The organism is Embleya sp. NPDC001921 (genome assembly GCF_053594475.1).
Genome location: NZ_JBSFEO010000008.1, coordinates 236,929 through 257,914, shown reverse-complemented (window position 1 = coordinate 257,914; position 20,986 = coordinate 236,929). Strand labels below are relative to the sequence as shown.

Here is a 20,986-nt window from a genome sequence, read left to right as displayed (position 1 = left end):
CCTCAATGCCTCACCGCTCACCCGCTCACCCGTCGCTCGACCGCAGCGGCCGGAAGAAGGACCGCAGGTCGGCGACCACCTGGTCGGGTTCCTCGTGTGCCATGAAGTGGCCGCCGCGCTCCGGGATGTGCCAGTGGCGCAGGTCGGTGTGCACCCGTTCGGCGAGGCTGCGAGGGTAGTTGCGGAAGGCGGGCTCATTGCTCAGGGTGATCGCCGCCGGCGCGGTGATCGGCGGGACCGGCGTGTTCTTCGGGTAGTCGTAGTACTGGCGGAACGACGAGCCGATGCTTTCGGTGACCCAGTACAGGGTCGCCACCGTCAGCAGCGTGTCCCGGTCCCAGCGGGTCTCCAGATCGCCGCCGCAGTCGCTCCAGTCCCGGTACTTGTCGGCGATCCAGGCCAGCAGCCCGGCCGGTGAGTCGGCCAGGGCGGCGGCGATCGTGTCCGGCCTGGTCCACATGATCTCGCTGTAGCCCTGATCGCCCTGGTCGTACGCGTCCAGCGCGTCCAGGAAGGCCTGTTCCTCGGCGGTCGGCGGGGTGGTCCGGAAGTCGGCGGAGACCACGGCCGAGGTCAGGTGCACTCCGGCGACCTCCTTCGGGTACAGCGCGCCGAGCCACTGGGTGACGCCACCGCCGATGTCCCCGCCGAACGCGCCGAAGCGCGGGTAGCCGAGCGTCTCGGTCATCAACTCGTGCCAGATCTCGGCGACGCCGCGACGGGTGAACGATCCCCGGGGCAACTCGGAGAACAGGAAGCCGGGCAGCGAGGGGATCACCACATCGAACGCGTCGGTGTAGTCGCCGCCGTAGGCCGCCGGATCGGTCAGCGGCCCGGCGACGCGCAACATCTCCACGAAGCTGCTGGGCCAGCCGTGCGTGAGAATCAGCGGCATCGCCGCCGGCGCGCCCTCGGCCCGCGCGGCCTCGAGGTGCACGAAGTGCACGCGTGTTCCGGCCACTTGGGCGGTGTACTGCGGATGGGCGTTCAGCGCCGCCTCGGCCGCGCGCCAGTCGAAGTCGTCCGCCCAGTAGGCGACCAGCTCGCGCAGGTGGCCGGGGTCGACGCCGGCGGCCCAGCGGGTGGAGTCGGAGGCGGTGGTGAACAGGGTGCGGCGCAGACGGGTCCGCAGGTCGTGCAGGACGTCGTCGGACACGGAGATCCGGAAGGTCTCGACTGCCATGGTTCCTTCGTTTCGAGAGCGCGCTCACGCGCGGGGCACTCCCGAATGCGTCATACGGACGCGGCGAACGGGAGGGCCCGGTTCATACGGACACATGCCATGCGGTTGCTCATCGGGCTCACCTCCTCGTGTTGGTCGCGTGCGTCGCGCGACGGGCTCGATGGTACACACTTTCGCGCCGTCGCGAGCATCCGGCGCGCCGCCCGCGGGTCGGCGGCGGGCGGCGGCGGGCGGCGGCGACCCGTGCCGGCCGCCGCCTCCGCGTCGACCCGGCCCCGGTTCGCCCCGGAGGCGGGTCGGCCCGGAGGCGGGTCGGCCCGCCGCGTCAACTCGTCGCGGGAGACGGCGAAACGCTCCAGAAGTCGGCGTAGCGGCCCCCCTGGCGCAGCAGTTCGTCGTGGCTGCCGGATTCGACGATTCGGCCGTCGTCCAGGAAGACGATGCGATCGGCGCGTTGCACGGTTCGCATCCGGTGCGCCACCATCACCACCGTTCGGCCCGCCATCAGGCGTTCGATGCCGTCGTGGACGGCCGCCTCGTTCACCGGGTCCAGCGCCGAGGTCACCTCGTCCAGCAGCACGATCGGCGCGTTCTTGAGCAGCGCTCGCGCGATCGAGACGCGCTGGCGCTCGCCACCGGACAGCAGTGCGCCGCCCTCGCCGACGTGTGTCGCCCATCCGCCGGGCAGTCGCTCGATCACCTCGTCCAGCCGGGCCGCGGTCGCCGCCGCCCGCACCTGCGCGTCGTCGGCGTCGGGGCGGCCCAGGCGTATGTTCTCCTCGATCGTGCCGTCGAAGAGATAGACGTCCTGGAAGACGATGGCGAACCGCTCCATCAACACGCGGGGGTCGATCGCGCGCACGTCCACGCCGCCCACCCGCACCGCGCCCGCGTCCACGTCGTGAAACCGTGCGAGCAGCCGGAGCAGGGTGCTCTTGCCTGATCCCGACGGTCCGACCACGGCCAGCCGTTGTCCCTCCGGCACGCGCAACGACACGTCGTCGATCACCGTACGGTCGCCGTGTCGAAAGACTGTGGACTCGAACTCCAGCTCGTGGCCCCCCGGTCGGATCGGTTCGGCGGCTTCCGGCAGCGGCTCGGCGCGCAGCACCGCGTCCAGTCCCGCCAGCACCGAACGCGCGCCGCGGAGTTTGCCGGCGATGTCCGTCAGCGACAGCAGCGGATCCGCGCAGCGGGCCGCCAACACCAGGATCGTCAGGACCTCCGCCGCACCGACGTCACCTTCGAGCGCGAGGTAGGCGCCCAGGACCAGCAGCACGGTGAACATCGCCTGCACCACGAGTGTCAGTCCCACCACGCCGGGCAGCGCCGACAGCGTGGAACGGCGGGACGTGCGCCGCACCTCCCGCAGCGAGTCGTCGAGCAGTCGGAAGCGTTCGAGGGTCCGGCCGCCGGCCCGCAACACCGGCTGGGCCTGGAGGTATTCGATCACCCGTCCGGTGGCCTCGTGGTCGCGTTCGGTGCGCTCCGCGTCGGCGGCGGCCATCGAGCGTGCGGTCCGGATCTGGATCGCCGCCACGATCGGTGCGGCGGCCAATGCGGCCAGCCCCATCTGCCAATTGAAGGCGAGCATCACGACCACGATGGTCAGCGGGGTCACGCAGGCGGAGACGAGCGGTGCCAGCAGATGCGCGATCACGCCCATGGCCTCCAGGACACCCCGGCTGGCCAGCGCGGACACCTCCCCGACGCGGCTCGCGCTGTACCAGCCGATCGGCAACCGGGCCATGTGATCGCCGAGTCGGTGGTACGTACCCCGCAACACCGTGGCCCCGATCCGGAATCCGGACAGGTCGCCGCTGTAGCGCAGCACCGCGTAGACCGCGACCGCGAGCCCGAACGCGATCAGCCAGGGCCAGACGTCCTCGGGTGTGCTCCCGAACAAAGCGCGCAGCACCGGGACCAGCAGTGCGTACGACAAGCCCTCGACCAGCGCGGCCGTCGTCATCAGCGCCACGGTGCGGCGCATCGGCCGGGCGTGTTCGTCGCCCAGCACACGCAGCAACATTCGGATCATCGGGACTCGTCTCCTTGCACTGCGCCTTGGGGGGTGTCCCCCTCGTCGGCGACAGCCGATCGGTGGGTGTGCCAGAACGCGGCGAACTTCCCGTCCTGTGCCAGTAGTTCGGCGGGGCTGCCGCGTTCGACGATCGCGCCGTTCTCCAGCATCACGACGGTGTCGGCGTCCGCGATCGTCTCCAGGCGATGCGCGATGACCAGCATGGTGCGATCGCTTCCCGGCGCCGCCAGGGCTCGGCGCACCGCCTGCTCGGTCTGCGGGTCGGCGAACGCGGTCGCCTCGTCCAGCACCAGCACGGGTGTATCGGCCAGCAGGGCGCGGGCGATCGAGATCCGCTGCGCCTCGCCGCCCGAGAGTCCGGCGTCCGCTCCGATCACCGAGTCGTATCCGCGCGGCAGTTCGAGGATGCGATCGTGAATGTTCGCGAGTCGGGCGGCACGCACGACGTCGTCGAGGTCGGCCCGCGGTACGGCGAGCGCGATGTTGTCCGCGACGGACGCGTGCAGCAGGCGGACGTCCTGGAAGACGAAGGAGACCCTGCGGTAGAGCTCGCGACTGTCGAGTTCGCGCAGATCGACACCGCCCAGGGCGACCGATCCGTGGGTCGGGTCGAAGAACCGCGGCAACAGCCGGACCAGCGTGGACTTTCCGCTTCCCGACGGCCCGGCGATCGCGGTGACCGTTCCCGGTTCGAGCACCAGGTCGATCCCGCGCAGGACCTCGTGATCGGCTTCGTAGCCGAAGCGCACGTCGCGCAGTTCCACCCGGTGGCCGTGTGGTGCGCTCGGGTGCGCGGGCTCCGGCAGCACCGGCGCGTCGAGTACGTCCCGGATCCGGCCGACCGCGCGCCCGGCGGCCTGCATGTCGTCGAAGCCGTGGCCGAGCGCCGCCACCGGCGCGGTCAGGCCCAGTCCGAGCAGCAGGAAGGGCAGCAGATCGGCCGGGTCCATGCCGCCGTTCGTGATCAGCGCGGCGCCGCCGACGAGCACGACCAGCAGCACGAACGGCGGCGACAACACCAACTGCATCGCGGCGGCGATCCGGGACAGCCCCTGCACCCAGCGGTGGAAGGTGTCGACGAAGTCGTCCGCGGCGGTGCGGAACTTGCGGTGGGCACGCCCGGATCCGCCGAACGCCTTGACCACCGAGATGCCCTGCACGAACTCGACGACGGAACTCGAGATCCGCCCCATGGCCGCGTCGAACTCCTGCTGCTCGCCCAGCCGGCTCGGCGTCATCATCAACGGGACCATCGCCACCGCGAGCGCCACCGGGATCAGCGTGATCAGCGTGAGCCGCCAGTCGATGGTGAACAGGTAGATCAGCGACGCGAGCGGTACCACGAACGCGGAGACGAGTTCGCCGGGGGCGTGCGCGATGAAGGGGTGCACGGCGCTCACGTCCTCGCCCACCACCTTGGCCAGTTCGCCGGTCCGCCGCCGGGAGAACCAACCGATCGGAACGCGCCCCAACCGTGCGGCCAGTTCCCGACGGAACATCAGTTGCACCCGGCCGTCGAGTATGTGCCCGATCCCCGACGACGCCGCCGTGAGCACCAGCCGGACCAACATGCCGCCCGCGCCCACGATCACGACCATCCGGACATGACCACGATCGGCCGGGCCGGGCGACAACAGGGAACGCCCCAACTCGACCACCGCCAGCAGCGGCGCCAAACCCGCGAGCGCGCCGACGACCTGCAGGAGGACAACGGCGGCGAAGCTCCATCCGTACGGACGCAGCAACCGCGCCATGCTCTTCCCCGGCGCGGCGTCGCCCTCCGGCGGCGCGGCCGGCGGGGGCGGTGGTGGCGGCGACGGCGGCGACGGCGGTGCGGACTGCGCCTGGGCGAGGTCGGTGGCCTTCATCGCTCTCCCGTCTGCGCCGTCATCGCGGACTCCGGTCTCGGGCACGGCCCGATCGACTTTCCGAACATGTTCCGAAAGTAGCATCGCGCCCATTCCGTGTCGACCACGAGATCCGAACCCCCGTTGACGACACGAGGAAAGAGGGGCACGGCACGCCTGCGGAAACGGCGCCCCGGCCGGCCTGGGAACCTCCTGGCGCACGGACCCTCGCGGCCCACGATCCGCACCGCGACCCTCATCCGGCGCCGACCGGACCCTCGCGGTGCGTCAGCACGTTGACCACCCGGCCGTTGGGGTCGCGGACGAAGAACCGGCGCACCCCCCACTCCTCGTCCTGCAAGGGATGCACGATCTCCGCACCGCTCGCCTGCACCGCCGCATGGACCGCGTCCACGTCCTCGACCTCGACGCTCACGTCGGGTACGACCGGCGCGGTCTTGTCGTGGGTCATGAAGGTGATCTGCGCGGTGGGATTCGACGTGGAGGCGAGCGTCATCACCCAGCCCTGGTTCATCACCTCCTCGAACCCCAGGAGACCGTAGAAGTCCCGGCTCTCCGCCATGGCCTGCGAGGGAAAATCGGGCATCACGCGGCGAATGGACATGGGCAACTCCTGGTGACGGGCCGTGCGGACAGCGAAGAAGCGTCCGCCGACGGGCGGACACCGACGAGGGTGCCCGAAGCCGCCGCCGCGGTCTTGTAGAAATGGGAACGCCACGCCGTCGAACCGGGTCGTCGTCGATCGGTCGCGCGGCGCTCCCGGTCGGTGTCCACACCGCGCGGCACCGATTCCGTGGAACAGGCGGGCCCGCGGTTCGTCCGGACCGTCCTGCGGGTGCCTGTCCGGGGCCGCCGAGGAAAACCGTGTGCCGTGTCCGTCCGTACCGGGAAAGAATCGGCCCATGGCGGACATGCGAGCGTTCCGGGACGCGGTTACCGGCTGGGCGGCGGGCGGTCCCGGTGGGTCGGCGAGTGAGTTGGCCGTGCGACTGCGCGTGCGGACCGCGGTGTTGTTGGAAGGGCCGAGCGATCTCGCGGCCGTCGAGACCCTGGCCGCGCGGCGCGGCCGGGACCTGTCCTCCGAGGGGGTGTGCGTGCTGCCGATGGGCGGAGCGATGAGCGTCGGCCGGTACGCGGGCCTGCTTGGGCCGCCGGGGCTGGGTCTGCGCCTCGCCGGTCTGTGCGACGAGGGTGAGCAGGGTTTCTACGACCGCGGTCTCGAGCGGGCCCGCGCACCGCGCCGGGGGTTCTTCGTGTGCGTGTCGGACCTGGAGGACGAACTCGTCCGCGCGCTGGGCGTGGCCCGGGTCGAGGAGATCCTCGCGGCCGAGGGCGACTTTCGGGCCTGGCGGACCTTCGTGAGCCAACCCGCACACCGGGGCCGGCCCCCACAGCAGCGGCTGCGGCGCTTTCTCGGCACGAAGAAGGGCCGCAAGATCCGCTACGGCCGCCTGCTGGTCGAGGCCCTCGACGCCGAGCGGGTACCCGCTCCCCTGGACGATCTGCTCGCCAGCCTGTGACCGACGCACCGATCGGGACCGGCCGCAGCCGCGGCGCGGTGGCGGCCGGTAGTGGCGGTGGCGGCGGCGGTCAGTTCGAGGAGTCGGGCCGGTACGGGCTGTGCATGGTCAGGAAACGGATGTCCAGGTCGGACTGGAGATAGTCCATGCGGCTCTCCCGGAACGCGCTCATCCGGGGGAGGGCCAGGTGGGCGTCTAGATCGGCCTGCGAGCGCCACGCCTCGTAGAAGACGAAGACTCCGGGTTCGTCGCGGTCCTCATGGAAGTGGTATTCGAGGCAACCGGGTTCCGCCCGCGTGGGCTCGACGAACGAGAGCAGGAGCCGCTTCAACTCGGCGGCGCGTTCGGGCTTGGGCCGGGCGGTGCCGACCAGGGTGAGCGGCTGGGTCATGGGATTCTCCTCCGATAGGTATGACGAAGTTCGTACCTAGTGCCCGGTGGACGCTAGCAAGACAGTAGGTATGATGCAAGCCGTACCTAGGAGGAGGTGGCCGCATGCCCGACGACGAAGGACACCCTGCCGTCGAGGAGATCGAACTCGGCCGGGTGCTCTCGGCGCTGGCGGACCCGCTGCGTCGTCGGGTGGTGCGCGAGCTGGCCAACGAACCCGATGCCACGGCGCGCACGTGCAGTTCCTTCGGGCTGCCGGTGTCCAAGGCCACCCTGACGCACCACTTCCGTACGCTGCGCGAGGCCGGATTGGTCCGACAGGTCGACCGGGGCAACAGCCGCATGGCCAGCCTGCGTCGGGCCGACATCGACCGGCGATTCCCGGGGCTGCTGGACATCGTCGCGGCCGAGCCGCAGGACTGACCCGCGGCGCGCGCTCCCACCCCGGGCCGGCTCCCGTACCAGTGGGGCCGACCCGCGTGAAGGCCGGACCGCCCGGCCTTCACGGTGGCCGGCCTTGATACGGGAGGCCTACCGCCGCTTCCTCGTGAAACGTGCGGACCTGGGACCTACGCGGTCCCGCGGTCGCGGCCTCGGTTATTTGGCGGGCGTGGCGTACTCGTGGATGTTGCCGGCGAAGTCGAAGACGACCGCGGTCTCGTCGCCGACGACCCACGCGTCGTGGCCGGGATCGCAGACGAAGACGTCACCCGCGCCGAGATCCCTCTCCTCACCGTCGTCCATGCGAATGTGCAGATGCCCTTGGGCGACATAGCCGTTGTGGTGGAATTGGCAACTGTCGGTCCCCGCGATGGGTCCGACATCCTGCGACCACCGCCAGCCCGGTTCGAATCGGGCAACGCCGAAATCGACGCCTTCCAGGCTGACTACGTCGAGATGGCCGTGCGGCATGTCGCGGCTCTCGTCGGCCTCGTTGATCGAACGCACAGCGAGCATGGTGAATCATCTCCTTCGGAGGTCACCACTTCCATCGTGCGCTTCATCGCGGAAGAACGCGACCGGAACCCTCGATCCGCAACCCGGGGCACCCATACGAGTGAGTTCCACCTGCGGGCCGAGTCCCGGCGGTGTACCGGCAGTGCGGTGCGCGCGGTGGTCGGCCGCTTTGCGCGCGGGGGCTGTCGGTGCGAGAGCGGCACGGCAGCATGAGGGGCGCCGAGGACCGCGGGGACGGCGCGGCTCGGGAGAGCGAAAGGTGACGGCACATGCCCTACGGGATCATTCTCCTGCCCGACACGCGGACATCGGCGCGGCTGGTGGCGTATGCCCGCTCCATCGCCCGCGACGTGCCGACGATCATGTGTGTGGACGAAGTGCGCCGACCGCACCTGACGTTGCTGCACGTGGACTGCGGCCGGGCGGAGGCCGCCGAGTTGTGGGGGCGTACCCGCGCGACGGTCCCGGCGGAGTTGCCCGTGGTGTTGTCCGGTACGCAGATCGCCGCGTTCGCGGCCGGCGACCCCTACGTTCCACAGGGCGGTGTGTACGTCGGGTCGGAGGCGCTCCGCAGGGCCGACCTCGACGCGACGCACCGCGAAGTGCTGCGGCACGCCCACGAGTTGTCGCTCCGTACGCTCACCTCGGCGGGCGCGGACTACCGCCCGCACGTGACCCTGGCCGTCCTCGAGACGACCGACCGCGTGCTCGTGCCGGTGCCGCCGCAGGAGTTGTCGGTGTCGTTCACCGGGCACCTGGCCTGGGGAGCGATAGGCCCGTACGGCACGTTCCCGGACATCATCGAGATCCGGAAGGCCGCGGCCACGTAGGCGAATGCGGCGCGGTCGTCGTCGATGCCGCCGAGGCGGGGGTGAACCCGGGGTTTCCGCGCGTCGGGGTCGCTCAGCGCAGGACGGCTGCCAGCAGGTCGGTGCCCAGGGTCGTCAGGTCGGGCAGGTTGAGGGTGTAGCGCACGTAGCGGCCGTGGCGCCGGGCGGTGAGCAGGCCCGCGCGGCGCAGGACGGCGAGGTGGCGGGAGACCTCCGGGGGTGACAGTTCCCAGACGTGGGCCAGTTCGGCGGTGGTGTGCGGGCCGCGGGCCAGGGTGCGCAGCAGGCGCAGCCGGACCGGATGGGCGAGCGCCTCCAGGCGCAGGGTGACCGTTTCCAGGGGCACCGGCTCCGAGGGGCTCGGCTCGGCCACGGGGTACTGCACCACCGGGTGCCACCCGGGCGCGTGGACCACGACCAGGTGCGGGCGGTTGAAGACGGTGGGGATGAAGGTGACCCCGGTGTCGTGCGCGGCGGTCGCCTTGTCCTGCAGCTTGTCGATGACGATGCGGTCGCCGTCCGGTGCCAGGGTGATCGCACCGGAGACCGACGCGAGCGCCGACCCGACGCCCTGGCGTTTCAGCAGGTCGTTCTTCAGGCGCAGGTCGGTGGCGAGTTGTACGGCGACGCCCGACCAGGCGGCGTCGAAGAAGGCCTCGGCGCACTGTTCGAGGGTTTCGCGCACCCACACCCGTACGGTGGCCGGGTCCGCGAGCAGCCGTTCCGCGAAGGCCTCCTGTCGTGCGCCGCGGGCCTGGGCCAGATCCAGCGCCCGTTCGCGGGCGGTCGTGTCGGTGAGCGGCGACGGCGCGGCGAAGCGGACCCGGTTGCCGCCGCACGTGGTGACGAGTGCGGCGGTCACGTATCTTTCGTCGTCGATCCGGTCCACCTCGTGCAACTCCTCGGCGAGGGTCGGCCGGGGGCGGGCGGGGATCAGGAAGTCGGCCTGTGAGGAGCGCCAGAGGAAGTCCGCTTCCCGCAAACGTTCGGCGAGCTCGGGTGCCAGCCCGGCCCAGACGTCCGCCGCCCAGGCGGCGAGCTGCGGATGATGCCCCGGTTCGGCCAGCACGTGCAGCATCGCGGTCAGTTCGGCCAGCGGGGACGCGGCGAATCGCACTCGCTCGGACGGCAGGCCGCTGATGTCGATCCTCAAGGTCACCCCCTCATCATCACCGACCGCAGGACCGGCGCCCGCGTCGATTGACGGTGTCCGTCAACCGAGGCGGGCGAACCCGGCGGCCGAAAGCACCGTTGTCGCCATGCCAACCACCATCAAGATCCGGCCCCGTGCCCTCGTCCGCGCCTCGGGAGGCCCCCGCTACGCCGTCGCCCTGGCCGTGGACGCGCTCGGCACCGGCCTGTTGCGGCCCTTTCTGCTGCTCTACGGGATGACGGTGCTGAGGTTGTCCGCGCCGGCCACCGGTATCGCCATGACGGTCGGCGTCGTCGTGGGCCTGGTGTGCATGCCCGCCGTGGGCCGATGGCTGGATCGGGGCGCACGCAGCACGGTCGTGGCCGCGTCGATGCTGGTACGGGTGCTGGGTGTGGTGCTGCTGCTGGCCACCCCTGCGGGGCAGGTCTGGCTGTTCGGGGCGGCGGCGCTGTTCCTCGGCATCGGCAACCAGGCATGGCCGGCCGCGCACGCGGCTCTCGTGGCCACGGTCGCCCACGGCCGGGAACGTGATGCCGCTCTCGCGGCGGGCCGCGCCCTGCGCAACGCCGGCCTGGGGGTGGGCGCGCTCCTCGCCACCGTGTGCCTGGCGGGCGGCGCCACCGCCTTGCAGGCGCTGGCCGCCGTCACCGGGCTCGCCTATCTCACGGCGGCGGCCCTGGCCTGGTCGGTCCACCTGCACGCGCGTCCGGCCGCCGCCCCGGTCAAGGACAGGGACGAGGGGCCCGCTCCGCGGATGCGCGCGGTACTGGCCGCCAACGTGGTGTACGTCTTCTGCCTCAACGTCCCCGAGATCGCGCTGCCGCTGGTCCTGGTGACCCAGTTGCACGCGTCGCCCGTGTGGTCGGCGGCCATCTTCGTGGCCAACACGGTGCTGGTGGTCACGCTTCAGGTGCCGGTCACCGTACTGATGTCCCGGTTCTCCCGGCGGAGCGTGCTGGCTCTGGCAGGCGTCGTGCTCACCGTGTCCTACCTGGGCTTCCTCGCGACCACCTCACTGGGGCACGGCTGGGGTGCCCCGGCCGTCGCGGTGGTGTCCGTGGTCTGCACCATCGGCGAGATCATCTACGCCGGCAGCGCCACCGCGCTCGTCACCGCCCTCACCCCGGCCCATGTCCTGGGACGGTCCCTCGCCCGCTTCGAACTCTCCACGGGCCTCGGCCTGGCCGTCTCCCCGGCGGTCTTCACCGCCCTCGCACCGCACGGTCCGACCGCCCTCTGGGGCAGCCTCGCCGCCGCGACCCTCCTCTCCGCGGCCGCGGTCGCCACCGAAAAGGACGAAGAACGCGGCTCGGCGAGAACGCAAGCGCCCACCGGGTGCGAGCGGCCTCGTGAGCCGGGGAGCGCGGCACGCGGTCGTCGGCCCAAATCTTCGTCCAGGCAGGCTCTTGTCGATTGAAACGCATCGAGTCGAATTCCCCGCGCGGGATGGCGGCCGGCGGCGATGCGTACGCCGGTTCCGCGCACCACTTCGCGAGCGCGTGCGCGGGCGTGCTCCCGGCCTGGTCGACCACCGCCTCGTCGCAACCGCCCAGGCCGGCCGACCATCGTCATCGGGCCGCACTCGACCCGCCCGACCCGCCCGGCTGTACGCCTCCCGACGAAGGGCCCCTCGCATGCCCGCGTCCTCCGCGATCGACCTCTTCGACGACAGCATCCTCGCCGATCCCTACCCCGCCTACGCGACCCCGCGCGGCCTCGGCCCCGTCGTCCGCCTCGAAGCCCACGGCGTGTGGGCGCTGCCCCACCACGCGACCGTCGCCGGCGCGCTGCGGGACCCCGCCACCTACTCCAGCGATCACGGCGTCGCCCTCACCGACGAGGTCAACAACCGGTTCCTCTTCGGTTCGGCGGGCCGCGACCGCGGCAAGTGGGGACCCCGGGCCGACGCGTTCGACATCACCCGCGGCGACAGCCCCGACCAGCTCTCGCTCGGGCTGGGAACCCACCAATGCGCCGGAAACCACCTCGCCGGCCTGGAGTTCGACGCCGTACTCACCGCGCTGACCACACGCTTTCGCACCCTGTCCCCCGGCCCCGACCGCTCCCCCATCCGCCACCCGCACAACATCCTCCGCGGCTGGCACACCCTGCCACTCACCGCCGCATGAACCCTCTCCGCCCCGGTTCGAGCCGCTCGCGCACCTCGCCGGGTCGCAGCGAGCGGGCGTGCCCACCCTCGTTGCGGGTAACGGCTCCGCCGACGGCGATCACCCTCGCGACACGGAGCGGCCGGGCATGTCTTCCAAGAGCACAGGATCCCCCGGCCCGACCGAGGCGGCCGGGACCAGGCGCGAGCTCGTCGGCGTGGTGCTCGCCGAGGCGGGCACCACGTACGCCCGGCAGGCCGGCATCCGTTTGACGAACAAGCCTGCGCCGCTGTGGCGGTTGCTCGTGCTGAGCAACTTGATCTCCACTCGCATCAAGGCCGATATCGCGGTGCGCGCGGCGCGGGAGCTGATCGACGCGGGCGGCGGCACACCGAAGGGCATGGGCGACCTGACCTGGCAACAACGGGTGGACGCACTCGGACGGGCGCACTATGTGCGCTACGACGAAGGCACCGCGACCCGGCTCGGCGAATGCGCCGATCTGGCCCGCGACCGTTACGCGGGCGACCTGCGTCGCCTGGCCCGGGACGCCGGCGAACGCCGCGAACGCGTGCTGGAGCTGTTGCGCGAATTCCCCGGCATCGGCCCGGCCGGCGCCTTGATCTTCTGCCGTGAGGTCCAGGAGGTGTGGCCCTTCCTGCGCCCGGTTCTGGACGGGAAGGCGCTCGCGGGGGCGACTCGTGTGGGCCTGCCCGAGACCGCCGCCGCGCTGGCCGATCTGGTCGACGGCGACGACTTGGCCCGCTTCGCGGCGGCATTGGTACGCATCGACCTGAACCGCGACTTGGCGGCGAAGGTCACCGCCTCCGGGTAGAGGACACCCGCGCGGCGCCGCGCGCCGTCGCGGCAAAAAGGGTTGAAGAGTAGATATTTCGCTGTACGAGCCTGTCCACCTTGCGCATGAAGACCGTTTCCGGCGGAAACGGGATGCTGGAGTTCCCCTCGATCACTCGAAAGGAAGAACCATGAACACGAAGAAGAGGTTCGCGGTACTCGCCACCGCCGCAGCGCTGTTGACGGCGCCCGCTCTGGCGGCGGGCCAAGCCGTGGCGGTGACGGGACCGGCGGTCGGCTCCGCGACCGGAGTCGCGGCCGCCGGCCCCTCGGTCGGCCCCGGCTGGCACCACGTGCAGGACTTCGCACCCGAAGACCTGGGCGGCTGCCACACCAGGGGCCAGTGGTACCTGGAGAACGGGGCCAACAGGTACGAGTGCCGACCTGCCGGAGTCTGGCAACTGTGGGTGCTCACGGACTCGTGAGCCGCTCCTGGGACGGGACCTCGGCGGCGCTTCGAACCCACCGCCGTAGGTCCCGCCCGGGGGTCCGGCCCGTTCCGCACGACGCACGATGCGGGCGGGTGCGGCGTTGCGGCGCGGCGGCGGGCGCGGGTGGGTGTCCGGTGATCTCCCGGCCCGCCTCTTGACCTTGACACCGTGACAAGGTCTTGACTACGGCCGAGGAGGTGGTCCCGATGACCTTGCCGAAACAGGAGACGGACACGGTGCGAGTTCTTCAGGCGCTGGAGGACGGCCGCTCGTCGGTGCGGCTGCGGGCGGCGATGGTGGCCGGCACGACCCCGGACCCGCGGTTGGTCGACGGGCTCGTCGAGCGATGCGCGATCGAGCCCGATTTCCAGGTGTGCGAGACGCTCACGTGGGCGCTCACCCGCCACCCGTCGTCGACGACGGTCCCCGCGCTTGTCCGTGAAGTCCGTTCGGAGCGGGCGCAGGCCAGAAGCCAGGCGTTGCACACGCTGTCCAAGATCGGGGATCGGCAGGCGTGGCCAGCGATCACCCGCGCACTCCTGTCCGACGCCGACGACGAGGTGGCGCGGAGCGCTTGGCGGGCGGCGGTCGTCCTCGTGCCCGAAGGCGAAGAGCCGGCGTTGGCCGCTGTGTTGGCGACCCGGTTCGGGCGCGGCGGGCAGGAGACCCGGCTGAGCCTCAGCCGGGCGCTGATCGCGCTCGGTGAGGCGATCGAGCCGACCCTGCGCGCGGCGATGACGGATCTCGACCCTCGCGTACGCCGGCACGCGATCGCCACGGAGCGGCTGTTGCGCGACCCGGACGCGGCATTCGAGTTCGCGACCGAGCAGGCCAAGCGTGTCGTGGCCCTCGGCGGGGCCGGCCAGGAGAGTGCCGGCCGGTGTTGATCGGTGACGTGGCACGACGGTCCGGGGTCAGCGCCCGCATGCTCAGGCATTACGAATCGCTCGGGTTGTTGCGGCCGACGGGTCGTACCGGAGGCGGCTATCGCGAGTATTCCGGGGAGGACATCCGGCGCATCTTCCATATCGAGAGCCTGCGGTCGTTGGGGCTGTCGCTGCGCGAGGTCGGGTCCGCGCTGGATGATCCCGGCTTCAGGCCCGCGGATCTCGTCGACGACCTCATCCTCCGCACGCGGGAACGCATCGCGCGTGAGACGGCGTTGCTGACGCGGCTTCGTCGGATCGGGGCCGCGGAACCCGCCGGCTGGGAGGACGTCCTCCAGGTCGTCGCACTCCTCCAGGCCCTGGGGTCGGAGAGCGCCGGGAAGCGCCAGCGCGCGGCGCTGGCCTCGACCGAAGAGGTTCCGGTGCCGGTGGAAGCCCTGGTCGAGGCGGCGTTGAGCGAGACGGATCCGAACGTCGCCGGGGCCCTTCGCTGGGCCCTGGCGCGATCGGGCGACGGCGGATGGGCGCAGCCGCTGGCGGAGGGCCTCGGCTCACCGTCGGCCCAGGTGCGCGAACGTGCCGTCCGGGCCATCGCCGAGATTCCGGACGACGAGGCGACCGCGCTGCTGCGGGACGCGCTCACGCACTCCGACCTCATGGTCCGCCGGTGTGCGGCGCTGGCGCTCGGTCCGCGCGGAGTGGCCGACGCGGTCCCGACGCTCGTCGACATGGTCGTCCAGGACACGAACGACGTCGACGCGGCCGATGCGCTGAGCGCGCTGGCGAGTCGTCCCGCGTCGGCGGATGAGATCGCCACCAGGCTCGTCGACCGCCTCGCCCACGGCAGCACCGAAGCGTCCGCGCGTCGACGGCTGACGCAGGCGCTCGCGGACATCCCCGGCATCACGGCGTCCCGTGCCCTGGCGGATCTCGCACGTGACGAAGACCGCGTGGTCGCGCTCACGGCGGCATACATCCTCACGCTGCGCGAGGCGCGGTAACGATGCCTTCCGGGTGCCGGGCGCAGTTCCTCCGTCCCGCTCCCATCGCATAATTGAACACGTTCAAATCCTCTGACATGATGCGTCGTGGTATCCGGAGAATGCTCCATGAGGGGACCATGGCCATGACGAGTTCGCTGCTTCGACCCAAGCGCCGTATCCACGAGGACACCGTCGAGCGGAGAGTGGTCGCGGGAAGCACGGCGCCGACGCCGATCCTCGACTGGCCGGACCCGCGCGTCACCGCACTGGCCGAGCGCGCCGCGAGCGCGGGCGCGGCGTCGGCCGAGCACCCGGGAAGCACCGGGAATCCAGGCGTCGAGGGTGCGATGGGCGCCGAGGATCCCGGCATTGCCGGGGATCCCGTGCGTCGGGTGCAAGTCCTGCGCACAGCCCATCGCTTGATCGCCACAGCCGTCCGACCCGTGTACTCCGTACAGGACGAACGGCCCACGTCGCAGGTGCTGCGCCTGGGTCGCGGATCGTGCAGCCAGCGCCTGGCCGTGCTCGAAGCCGTGGCCCGCGCGTCCGGAGTGGCCACACGGGTGCGCGGCCTGCTGCTGGACGGGGCGTTCTGGTATCCGAGGTTCCCGCACCTGCGTCGCATCGTCCCGGACCAAGTGGTGCTGGCCTGGCCGGAATTCCACCTGACGGGCCCGTCCACCGGCGACCACCCCACGTCGCACTGGTTGACGGTCGCGGAACTCTTCGGCGGCCTCGACGAGTTGAGCGGCGGTCCCGGCGGCGGCTTCACCAACGCCGGCCCGGAGACCCTCTTCGAGGCGCTGTCCAGGACGGCGATCGACTGGGACGGGGCGACGCTGTGCCCGACCACCGACGCCGGAGCCGCGTGCGACCTCTCCGCCTACGTACTGGCAGACTTGGGCCACTTCGGCTCGCGCGACGAACTCTTCGCCCGGCACGGCCAGACGTTGTGCCGCGTGGCGCGACTCGTCGCGGAACCCGTCCTCGGCCGACACGCGGCGGGCGCCCGGTAGTTGCGTATCGACCCGGCCGATGGAAGGCACCATGCTCACCCGGGCGAACCGCCTCGCGCCTGGGCTTCCGGGGGGCCGACGAGGGGGTCGTCGGGTGGTGGTGGCAGGCGATCGAGAGTGAGGAAGCGGCATGTCGATGTGGTTGACCCTCGTGAAGGTCGGGCCGGCGATGCTCGGGAAGGTCGGGGACTCTCCCGTGCCGGTCGGCGAGTTGTCCGTCGACCGGGGTGGCAGCGGCTCGGCCGTCTCCGGTTTTCGTCCGGAGGTGGACCGCTACGGATGCGACTATCGCGTGCTGACCATGGCGGCCGAGGGTCGACTGGAGGCCGAGGGCGGTACGGGACGTTGGACGAAGGAGTATCCCTGGTTGGCCATGGCGGTCGGGTACGGCTGCGAGATCGTCGAAGGTGTCGAAGTCGCGGGTGAGTCCGCGTACCTCCTGCCCCCGGAGAAGGTGGGTCCGGTGGTGGAGGGACTACGCGCCGAGCGGTGGGCCGCCGGCGCGGGCACGTCCCGGCCCTGGAACGGGACCACCGGAGGCAACACGTTCGAGGACCTGATCGTGTTCCTCACCGCAGCCGCCACCGAGGGCAAGGCCGTCATCAGCACGGTGACCTGACCACCCTCCGCCCGACCCGAATCACGATCGTGTCGGCCGATCCGGTCGTGCTGGTCGTGCTGATCCCCCGCGACCACGACGCCGGGGCGGCGGTGGTGTACGGTCCGCCGCCGGCAGCACCGGGCGCACCGCCGCCGAACGGGTGGTCCGTCGTTGTCACGGACCCGGGCCGGGGAACACGGCCGAGGTGAACGAGGTCCCGCCGGGCCCGGAACGCGCCACCGGCGCGCGACGCCCGGCGCGGTTCGACCACATCGACACCCCTCGCGCGGCGGGCCCCGATCGGCCCCCGGGAACGGAGACACCACGTGTACGCGCTCGCACACCTGCGGCGGATCGCCCTCGCGATCGGCGCCGCCGTCGTCCTGGCCACCGGGCCCATCGGCTCGGCCCACGCCGCCACCGGCACGTTCACCTACGAGAACGTCGACGGCGAGCAGTTCCGGCTCGTCGACCCGGCCGACGGCGAGTGCTTCCCGCTCGTCGGCGGCGCCCGCATCGCGACGAACGGCACCGCGACGGTGGCCGCGGTGTACGCGGACCAGGGGTGCGAGGACGGGCCGTACGGGCTGCTGGGCCCGCACACCACGGCGGTGTTCGCCGCGCCGATTCCGCACAGCGTGAAGTTCGGCTGACCCCGCTCGTATCGAGGGCCTACCGGGAGGCGGCCCGGAGGACCCCCGGAGCCGGGGCCGGCGCTCCCCCGACCGGCTCCGGGCGATCCGGGTCGGATTCGTCGTCTCGCCCGCGACTACTCGATGACGAGTTCGACCGGGATGTTGCCCCGGGTCGCGTTCGAGTACGGGCAGACCTGGTGGGTGGCCTCGATCAACGCGCGTCCCTCCTCCGCGGACAGGTGCTCGGGCAGTTCCACCCGCAGGGTCACGCTCAGCCCGAAGCCGCCGTCGCCGTTCGCGTTCAGGCCGACCTCGGCCGTCACCGAGGCGTCCGCGGCGTCCACCTTCTGCCGCTTGGACACGAGCTGCATCGCGCTCGCGAAGCACGCCGCGTAGCCCGCCGCGAACAGTTGCTCGGGGTTGGTCCCCACGCCGTCCCCGCCGAGTTCCTTCTGCATGCCCAGCTTGACGTCGAGCTGCCCGTCGGAGCTCACCGCACGTCCGTCGCGTCCGGCGGAGGTGGCGATCGCGGTGTACAGGCTCATGGTCCCGCCCTTTCGAAGAGGTAGACAGATAGGTCTGTCTTGGCGTGTTCCGAATGTAGACAGACCTGTCTGGTAAAGTCAAGGTGTGAGTACGACAACCTCCGACCACCGCCGCGAGAGCCCGGCCCGCCGCCGCGTCCTCGACAGCGCGACCGCGCTCTTCTACGCGGAGGGCGTCCACGCCGTGGGCGTCGACCGGATCATCGCCGAGGCCGGCGTGGCCAAGGCGACGTTCTACAACCACTTCCCGTCCAAGGACGAGTTGGTCCACGCCTACCTGGACGAGCAGTACCGCACGCAGCGCGACGGTGTCGCGGCGCTGTTGGCGGGATCGACCGACGTACCGCCGCGCGACGTGCTGCTGCGGATCTTCGACCTGATGACCGAGATCGGCCGCGAACCCGGCTTCCGGGGTTGCCCGTTCATCAATGCCGCCGCCGAGTTCCCGGACGTGTCCCACCCGGTGCGCAAGGCGGTCCTCGACCACCGCACCTGGTTCCGCACGATGCTGACCGACCTGCTGTCCGCCGCCGGCGACCCGAACCCGCTCGCGACGACCGACATCCTGATGCTGCTGCGGGACGGCCTGGCGGTCGGCTGCTACCTGGACGACGCCGACGCCCTCCGGCGGATCATCCCCGACGCCCTGAACCGCGTACTCGACGCACCCGGCGACACGGACCGCTGACCGACGGCGCGAACGGCACGGCCCCGACGCACACCTCGGCGCACCCGCCGGCGCGAAATCATGGCGCCCCGGGGCCCAGCGGAGCAGAAACCCGGGCACGGGACGGCTCGTGCTCGACGACCTCGACCGGGTCGTCTCCGCGCCGCGGGTCGACGCGCGTGTCCCGCGGGGCCGCCGGCACCGACCCCTCGCGCGCGACCCCGGCCGCGCGCGCGGTGGTCACCCGTTCGTCAGCTCGGCCATCAGCCGGACCGTGACGGGTACGGGCGTGCCGTGCCGCGTGGCCGCGCGCAGCAACGCGCCGCCGATCGCGTCGAGTTCGGTGGGACGGCCCGCCTCCGCGTCGCGTTGCATGGACGACTTGGTCTGCGCCGGGAAGGAGTCGTACAGCGCCAGGGATCGCGCGGGATCGACCGGCGCACCGCAGGCCGCGCTCACCGCCGCCGCTTCCTCGACGAGAGCGACCAGCTCCGCCCGGCGCTCGGTCCTCACCTCGCCGATGGTGAGCCCGTAGCGGGTGGTGAGCAGGGCAAAGGGGGCGAGGAAGGCGAGTTTCGCCCACAGGGCGGCGGCCTCGTCCCCGACCGTGCGCGTGTGAACGCCGGCGTTCGTGAGCACGGCCGCCAGGGGAGCGAGCGGCTCCCGCGGTCCGGCCAGGTCGATCTCCGTGAACGGGCTGCCGTGTTCGATTACGCCCGGTGCGACGCGCGTCGACTCGACGCGGATCACGGCCGGCGCGACGACGCTCCGTTCGCCGAAGTGTCCACGCAGTACGGAGGGATGCTCGATGCCGTTGAGCAGTGGCACGATCAGGCCGTTCCCGACCGCCTGGGGCGGTATGCGTTCCAGCGCGCCGCGCAGCGCGGTGTGCTTGACCGTGATCAGGCACAGATCGACGGGATCGCGCAGTTCGGTATCCGTCTCGACGGGCGCGGCGAAGTCCCCGAACTGCCCGCTGCGCACCCGAATCCCGCCTCGCCGCAAGGCGTGTGCGGTCTCCTCCCCCGCGACGCAGATCACCCGGTGACCGGCCCGGGACAACAGTGCGGCGAGCAGGCCGCCCACTCCCCCCGGCCCGAGTACCGCCACGGTCCACGGGCGCGCGCCGGCGTGTTCGTCGTCGGAGGGAGTGGGAGTCGAAGCGGACACGGGATATTCCTCTCGATGGCGGCCGGGGTCGGCACCTGCTCCACCGGGCTCTCCCGTCCGGACGGGGGCGCGTGGGTGGGAGCAGGTTGCCGCCCGGATCGATCATCGAACCGGAGCACTTCCAAGTCAATCCTCGGGTTTTATGCCAACTACCCAAGCATTACCTTAAGTCCATGACCCTCGATGATCTGCGTGTCTTCGTGGCGGTGTGCCGGGCCGGGAGCCTGAGTGCCGTCGCCCGGGAACTCTCGTGCACGCAGTCGGCGGTGAGTCAGCATGTGAAGCGGCTGGAACGGGAGACGAAGATACGACTCCTGGAACGCCACCCCCGCGGCGTCGCCCCCACCGCGGCGGGACGCCTGCTGCAAGCCGCGGCGGCCGACGGCATCGCCGGCCTGGACGTGGCCCTGCGCCGGCTCGACGAACTGGCCCACGGCGAGGCCGGATCCGTACGGGTCACCACGGGCGCCACCACCGTGCGGCACTTCCTGTCCGGGGCCGTCGTCGCCTTCCGCAGCCGATTCCCCAAGGCCAGCCTGGAGTTTCGGACGGAGACCTCCAGCCGCGGTTGCTTCGACGCGCTCGCCTCCAACACCCTCGACCTGGCCTGGATCACCGTCGGCGACCCGATTCAGGGGATCCAACAACGCCGCGTCGCCGAACTGCCCTGGGTATTGGCCGTCCGCGCCGACGATCCGCTCGCCGATCGCACCCGCATCGACGCCGCCGACCTCGTCGGCATCCGGCACATCAGGCTTCCGGAGGACTCCTCCTCGCGGGCCCACCTCGACGCGGCCTTCGCGAAACTGGGCATTCACGTCACATCCGACACCAGCGTCGCCGACTGGGACACCGCCATCCTGCTCGCCGAACTCGGCCTCGGACACGCCGTCGTCCCCGCACTCCCGGACCGACGCACCACCGACGAAACCGGCCCCGTACGCTTCCTCCCCATCCCCGACCTGCCACCCTTGTCGGTCGGCTGGGCCGTCCGCCGCTGGGACGACCTCACCCCCCTGGCCCGAGCCTTCGCCGACAGCGTCGCCCTCGACGGCACACGGTGAGGAACGAGCCGGCACGGTAGCCGGCGGGACGGCGGTTCTCGATCGGGCGGACACCCTTGGATGTCGTGGCGCGCCGACTGTC

At 71.5% G+C, this 20,986-nt stretch carries 23 protein-coding genes; 14 read left to right on the top strand and 9 right to left on the bottom strand.

Translation table 11 applies throughout. The annotated features are described in order from the left end of the window. Positions 1-25 precede the first annotated feature (25 nt). The 4 genes from ACWCPW_RS12585 to ACWCPW_RS12570 all read right to left on the bottom strand — a co-directional run bounded on the left by ACWCPW_RS12585 (position 26) and on the right by ACWCPW_RS12570 (position 5,696). On the bottom strand, positions 26-1,183 hold the full coding sequence (locus tag ACWCPW_RS12585) for an epoxide hydrolase family protein (RefSeq protein WP_449761541.1): 1,158 nt from the start codon (positions 1,181-1,183) through the stop codon (positions 26-28). A gap of 325 nt (positions 1,184-1,508) precedes the next feature. Next, entirely contained in the window at positions 1,509-3,221 is a 1,713-nt protein-coding gene (locus tag ACWCPW_RS12580) for an ABC transporter ATP-binding protein (RefSeq protein WP_449761540.1), read from the bottom strand. Then, entirely contained in the window at positions 3,218-4,978 is a 1,761-nt protein-coding gene (locus ACWCPW_RS12575; protein WP_449761582.1) for an ABC transporter ATP-binding protein, read from the bottom strand. The genes ACWCPW_RS12580 and ACWCPW_RS12575 overlap by 4 nt, the downstream gene beginning before the upstream one ends. Positions 4,979-5,327: 349 nt before the next feature. Further along, positions 5,328-5,696, bottom strand: a complete 369-nt coding sequence (locus tag ACWCPW_RS12570) for a VOC family protein (RefSeq protein WP_449761539.1) — start codon at positions 5,694-5,696, stop codon at positions 5,328-5,330. Positions 5,697-5,994: 298 nt separating this feature from the next. On the opposite strand from ACWCPW_RS12570, the gene ACWCPW_RS12565 reads away from it, so the two are divergent. Continuing rightward, positions 5,995-6,612: a TOPRIM nucleotidyl transferase/hydrolase domain-containing protein gene (locus ACWCPW_RS12565; protein ID WP_449761538.1), complete on the top strand. Its 618-nt coding sequence runs from the start codon at positions 5,995-5,997 to the stop codon at positions 6,610-6,612. 70 nt (positions 6,613-6,682) lie between these two features. Here ACWCPW_RS12565 and ACWCPW_RS12560 read toward each other — a convergent pair whose 3' ends face one another. Further along, positions 6,683-7,003, bottom strand: coding sequence for a putative quinol monooxygenase (locus ACWCPW_RS12560; protein WP_449761537.1), 321 nt, complete (start codon positions 7,001-7,003; stop codon positions 6,683-6,685). Between the two features lie 104 nt (positions 7,004-7,107). On the opposite strand from ACWCPW_RS12560, the gene ACWCPW_RS12555 reads away from it, so the two are divergent. Next, complete coding sequence (locus ACWCPW_RS12555) at positions 7,108-7,425, top strand: ArsR/SmtB family transcription factor (RefSeq protein ID WP_449761536.1); 318 nt, start codon at positions 7,108-7,110, stop codon at positions 7,423-7,425. Positions 7,426-7,599: 174 nt separating this feature from the next. Here the strand turns inward: ACWCPW_RS12555 and ACWCPW_RS12550 are convergent, their stop codons facing one another. Continuing rightward, entirely contained in the window at positions 7,600-7,959 is a 360-nt protein-coding gene (locus ACWCPW_RS12550) for a cupin domain-containing protein (protein WP_449761535.1), read from the bottom strand. 269 nt (positions 7,960-8,228) lie between these two features. Here ACWCPW_RS12550 and ACWCPW_RS12545 point away from each other — a divergent pair, with 269 nt between their 5' ends. Continuing rightward, on the top strand, positions 8,229-8,789 hold the full coding sequence (locus tag ACWCPW_RS12545; protein ID WP_449761534.1) for a hypothetical protein: 561 nt from the start codon (positions 8,229-8,231) through the stop codon (positions 8,787-8,789). A gap of 73 nt (positions 8,790-8,862) precedes the next feature. Here the strand turns inward: ACWCPW_RS12545 and ACWCPW_RS12540 are convergent, their stop codons facing one another. Then, positions 8,863-9,948, bottom strand: a complete 1,086-nt coding sequence (locus tag ACWCPW_RS12540; protein ID WP_449761533.1) for a DUF5937 family protein — start codon at positions 9,946-9,948, stop codon at positions 8,863-8,865. Between the two features lie 100 nt (positions 9,949-10,048). On the opposite strand from ACWCPW_RS12540, the gene ACWCPW_RS12535 reads away from it, so the two are divergent. The 9 genes from ACWCPW_RS12535 (at position 10,049) to ACWCPW_RS12495 (ending at position 17,476) form a co-directional block, all read left to right on the top strand. Beyond that, on the top strand, positions 10,049-11,359 hold the full coding sequence (locus tag ACWCPW_RS12535; protein ID WP_449761532.1) for an MFS transporter: 1,311 nt from the start codon (positions 10,049-10,051) through the stop codon (positions 11,357-11,359). Between the two features lie 217 nt (positions 11,360-11,576). Further along, entirely contained in the window at positions 11,577-12,071 is a 495-nt protein-coding gene (locus tag ACWCPW_RS12530; protein ID WP_449761531.1) for a hypothetical protein, read from the top strand. Positions 12,072-12,198: 127 nt separating this feature from the next. Further along, positions 12,199-12,885 (top strand): endonuclease, encoded by a 687-nt coding sequence (locus ACWCPW_RS12525; protein ID WP_449761530.1) that lies wholly within the window; start codon positions 12,199-12,201, stop codon positions 12,883-12,885. A 151-nt stretch (positions 12,886-13,036) separates the two neighbouring features. Continuing rightward, positions 13,037-13,330 (top strand): hypothetical protein, encoded by a 294-nt coding sequence (locus ACWCPW_RS12520; protein ID WP_449761529.1) that lies wholly within the window; start codon positions 13,037-13,039, stop codon positions 13,328-13,330. A 212-nt stretch (positions 13,331-13,542) separates the two neighbouring features. After that, positions 13,543-14,223 (top strand): HEAT repeat domain-containing protein, encoded by a 681-nt coding sequence (locus ACWCPW_RS12515; protein WP_449761528.1) that lies wholly within the window; start codon positions 13,543-13,545, stop codon positions 14,221-14,223. After that, entirely contained in the window at positions 14,217-15,224 is a 1,008-nt protein-coding gene (locus tag ACWCPW_RS12510; protein WP_449761527.1) for a HEAT repeat domain-containing protein, read from the top strand. The genes ACWCPW_RS12515 and ACWCPW_RS12510 overlap by 7 nt, the downstream gene beginning before the upstream one ends. 125 nt (positions 15,225-15,349) lie before the next feature. Next, positions 15,350-16,222: a transglutaminase domain-containing protein gene (locus tag ACWCPW_RS12505; RefSeq protein ID WP_449761581.1), complete on the top strand. Its 873-nt coding sequence runs from the start codon at positions 15,350-15,352 to the stop codon at positions 16,220-16,222. A gap of 130 nt (positions 16,223-16,352) precedes the next feature. Then, positions 16,353-16,841, top strand: coding sequence for a hypothetical protein (locus ACWCPW_RS12500; RefSeq protein WP_449761526.1), 489 nt, complete (start codon positions 16,353-16,355; stop codon positions 16,839-16,841). A gap of 308 nt (positions 16,842-17,149) precedes the next feature. Next, positions 17,150-17,476 (top strand): hypothetical protein, encoded by a 327-nt coding sequence (locus tag ACWCPW_RS12495; RefSeq protein WP_449761525.1) that lies wholly within the window; start codon positions 17,150-17,152, stop codon positions 17,474-17,476. A 116-nt stretch (positions 17,477-17,592) separates the two neighbouring features. Here ACWCPW_RS12495 and ACWCPW_RS12490 read toward each other — a convergent pair whose 3' ends face one another. Further along, entirely contained in the window at positions 17,593-18,003 is a 411-nt protein-coding gene (locus tag ACWCPW_RS12490; RefSeq protein ID WP_402238423.1) for an organic hydroperoxide resistance protein, read from the bottom strand. An 85-nt stretch (positions 18,004-18,088) separates the two neighbouring features. Here ACWCPW_RS12490 and ACWCPW_RS12485 point away from each other — a divergent pair, with 85 nt between their 5' ends. Further along, positions 18,089-18,691, top strand: coding sequence for a TetR/AcrR family transcriptional regulator (locus ACWCPW_RS12485; RefSeq protein ID WP_449761524.1), 603 nt, complete (start codon positions 18,089-18,091; stop codon positions 18,689-18,691). Positions 18,692-18,910: 219 nt separating this feature from the next. Here ACWCPW_RS12485 and ACWCPW_RS12480 read toward each other — a convergent pair whose 3' ends face one another. Continuing rightward, positions 18,911-19,840, bottom strand: a complete 930-nt coding sequence (locus ACWCPW_RS12480; protein WP_449761523.1) for a ketopantoate reductase family protein — start codon at positions 19,838-19,840, stop codon at positions 18,911-18,913. Between the two features lie 173 nt (positions 19,841-20,013). Here ACWCPW_RS12480 and ACWCPW_RS12475 point away from each other — a divergent pair, with 173 nt between their 5' ends. Next, positions 20,014-20,904: a LysR family transcriptional regulator gene (locus tag ACWCPW_RS12475; protein WP_449761522.1), complete on the top strand. Its 891-nt coding sequence runs from the start codon at positions 20,014-20,016 to the stop codon at positions 20,902-20,904. The last annotated feature ends 82 nt before the right edge of the window (positions 20,905-20,986 follow it).

Coding starts and splice junctions, on each gene's coding strand:
- ACWCPW_RS12545 (WP_449761534.1), top strand. CDS start 8,229: ATGCCCTACGGGATCATTCTCCTGCCCGACACGCGGACATCGGCGCGG.
- ACWCPW_RS12520 (WP_449761529.1), top strand. CDS start 13,037: ATGAACACGAAGAAGAGGTTCGCGGTACTCGCCACCGCCGCAGCGCTG.
- ACWCPW_RS12500 (WP_449761526.1), top strand. CDS start 16,353: ATGTCGATGTGGTTGACCCTCGTGAAGGTCGGGCCGGCGATGCTCGGG.
- ACWCPW_RS12555 (WP_449761536.1), top strand. CDS start 7,108: ATGCCCGACGACGAAGGACACCCTGCCGTCGAGGAGATCGAACTCGGC.
- ACWCPW_RS12505 (WP_449761581.1), top strand. CDS start 15,350: ATGACGAGTTCGCTGCTTCGACCCAAGCGCCGTATCCACGAGGACACC.
- ACWCPW_RS12490 (WP_402238423.1), bottom strand. CDS start 18,003: ATGAGCCTGTACACCGCGATCGCCACCTCCGCCGGACGCGACGGACGT.
- ACWCPW_RS12475 (WP_449761522.1), top strand. CDS start 20,014: ATGACCCTCGATGATCTGCGTGTCTTCGTGGCGGTGTGCCGGGCCGGG.
- ACWCPW_RS12530 (WP_449761531.1), top strand. CDS start 11,577: ATGCCCGCGTCCTCCGCGATCGACCTCTTCGACGACAGCATCCTCGCC.
- ACWCPW_RS12560 (WP_449761537.1), bottom strand. CDS start 7,003: ATGACCCAGCCGCTCACCCTGGTCGGCACCGCCCGGCCCAAGCCCGAA.
- ACWCPW_RS12535 (WP_449761532.1), top strand. CDS start 10,049: ATGCCAACCACCATCAAGATCCGGCCCCGTGCCCTCGTCCGCGCCTCG.
- ACWCPW_RS12580 (WP_449761540.1), bottom strand. CDS start 3,221: ATGATCCGAATGTTGCTGCGTGTGCTGGGCGACGAACACGCCCGGCCG.
- ACWCPW_RS12575 (WP_449761582.1), bottom strand. CDS start 4,978: ATGGCGCGGTTGCTGCGTCCGTACGGATGGAGCTTCGCCGCCGTTGTC.
- ACWCPW_RS12515 (WP_449761528.1), top strand. CDS start 13,543: ATGACCTTGCCGAAACAGGAGACGGACACGGTGCGAGTTCTTCAGGCG.
- ACWCPW_RS12585 (WP_449761541.1), bottom strand. CDS start 1,183: ATGGCAGTCGAGACCTTCCGGATCTCCGTGTCCGACGACGTCCTGCAC.
- ACWCPW_RS12550 (WP_449761535.1), bottom strand. CDS start 7,959: ATGCTCGCTGTGCGTTCGATCAACGAGGCCGACGAGAGCCGCGACATG.
- ACWCPW_RS12565 (WP_449761538.1), top strand. CDS start 5,995: ATGGCGGACATGCGAGCGTTCCGGGACGCGGTTACCGGCTGGGCGGCG.
- ACWCPW_RS12570 (WP_449761539.1), bottom strand. CDS start 5,696: ATGTCCATTCGCCGCGTGATGCCCGATTTTCCCTCGCAGGCCATGGCG.
- ACWCPW_RS12525 (WP_449761530.1), top strand. CDS start 12,199: ATGTCTTCCAAGAGCACAGGATCCCCCGGCCCGACCGAGGCGGCCGGG.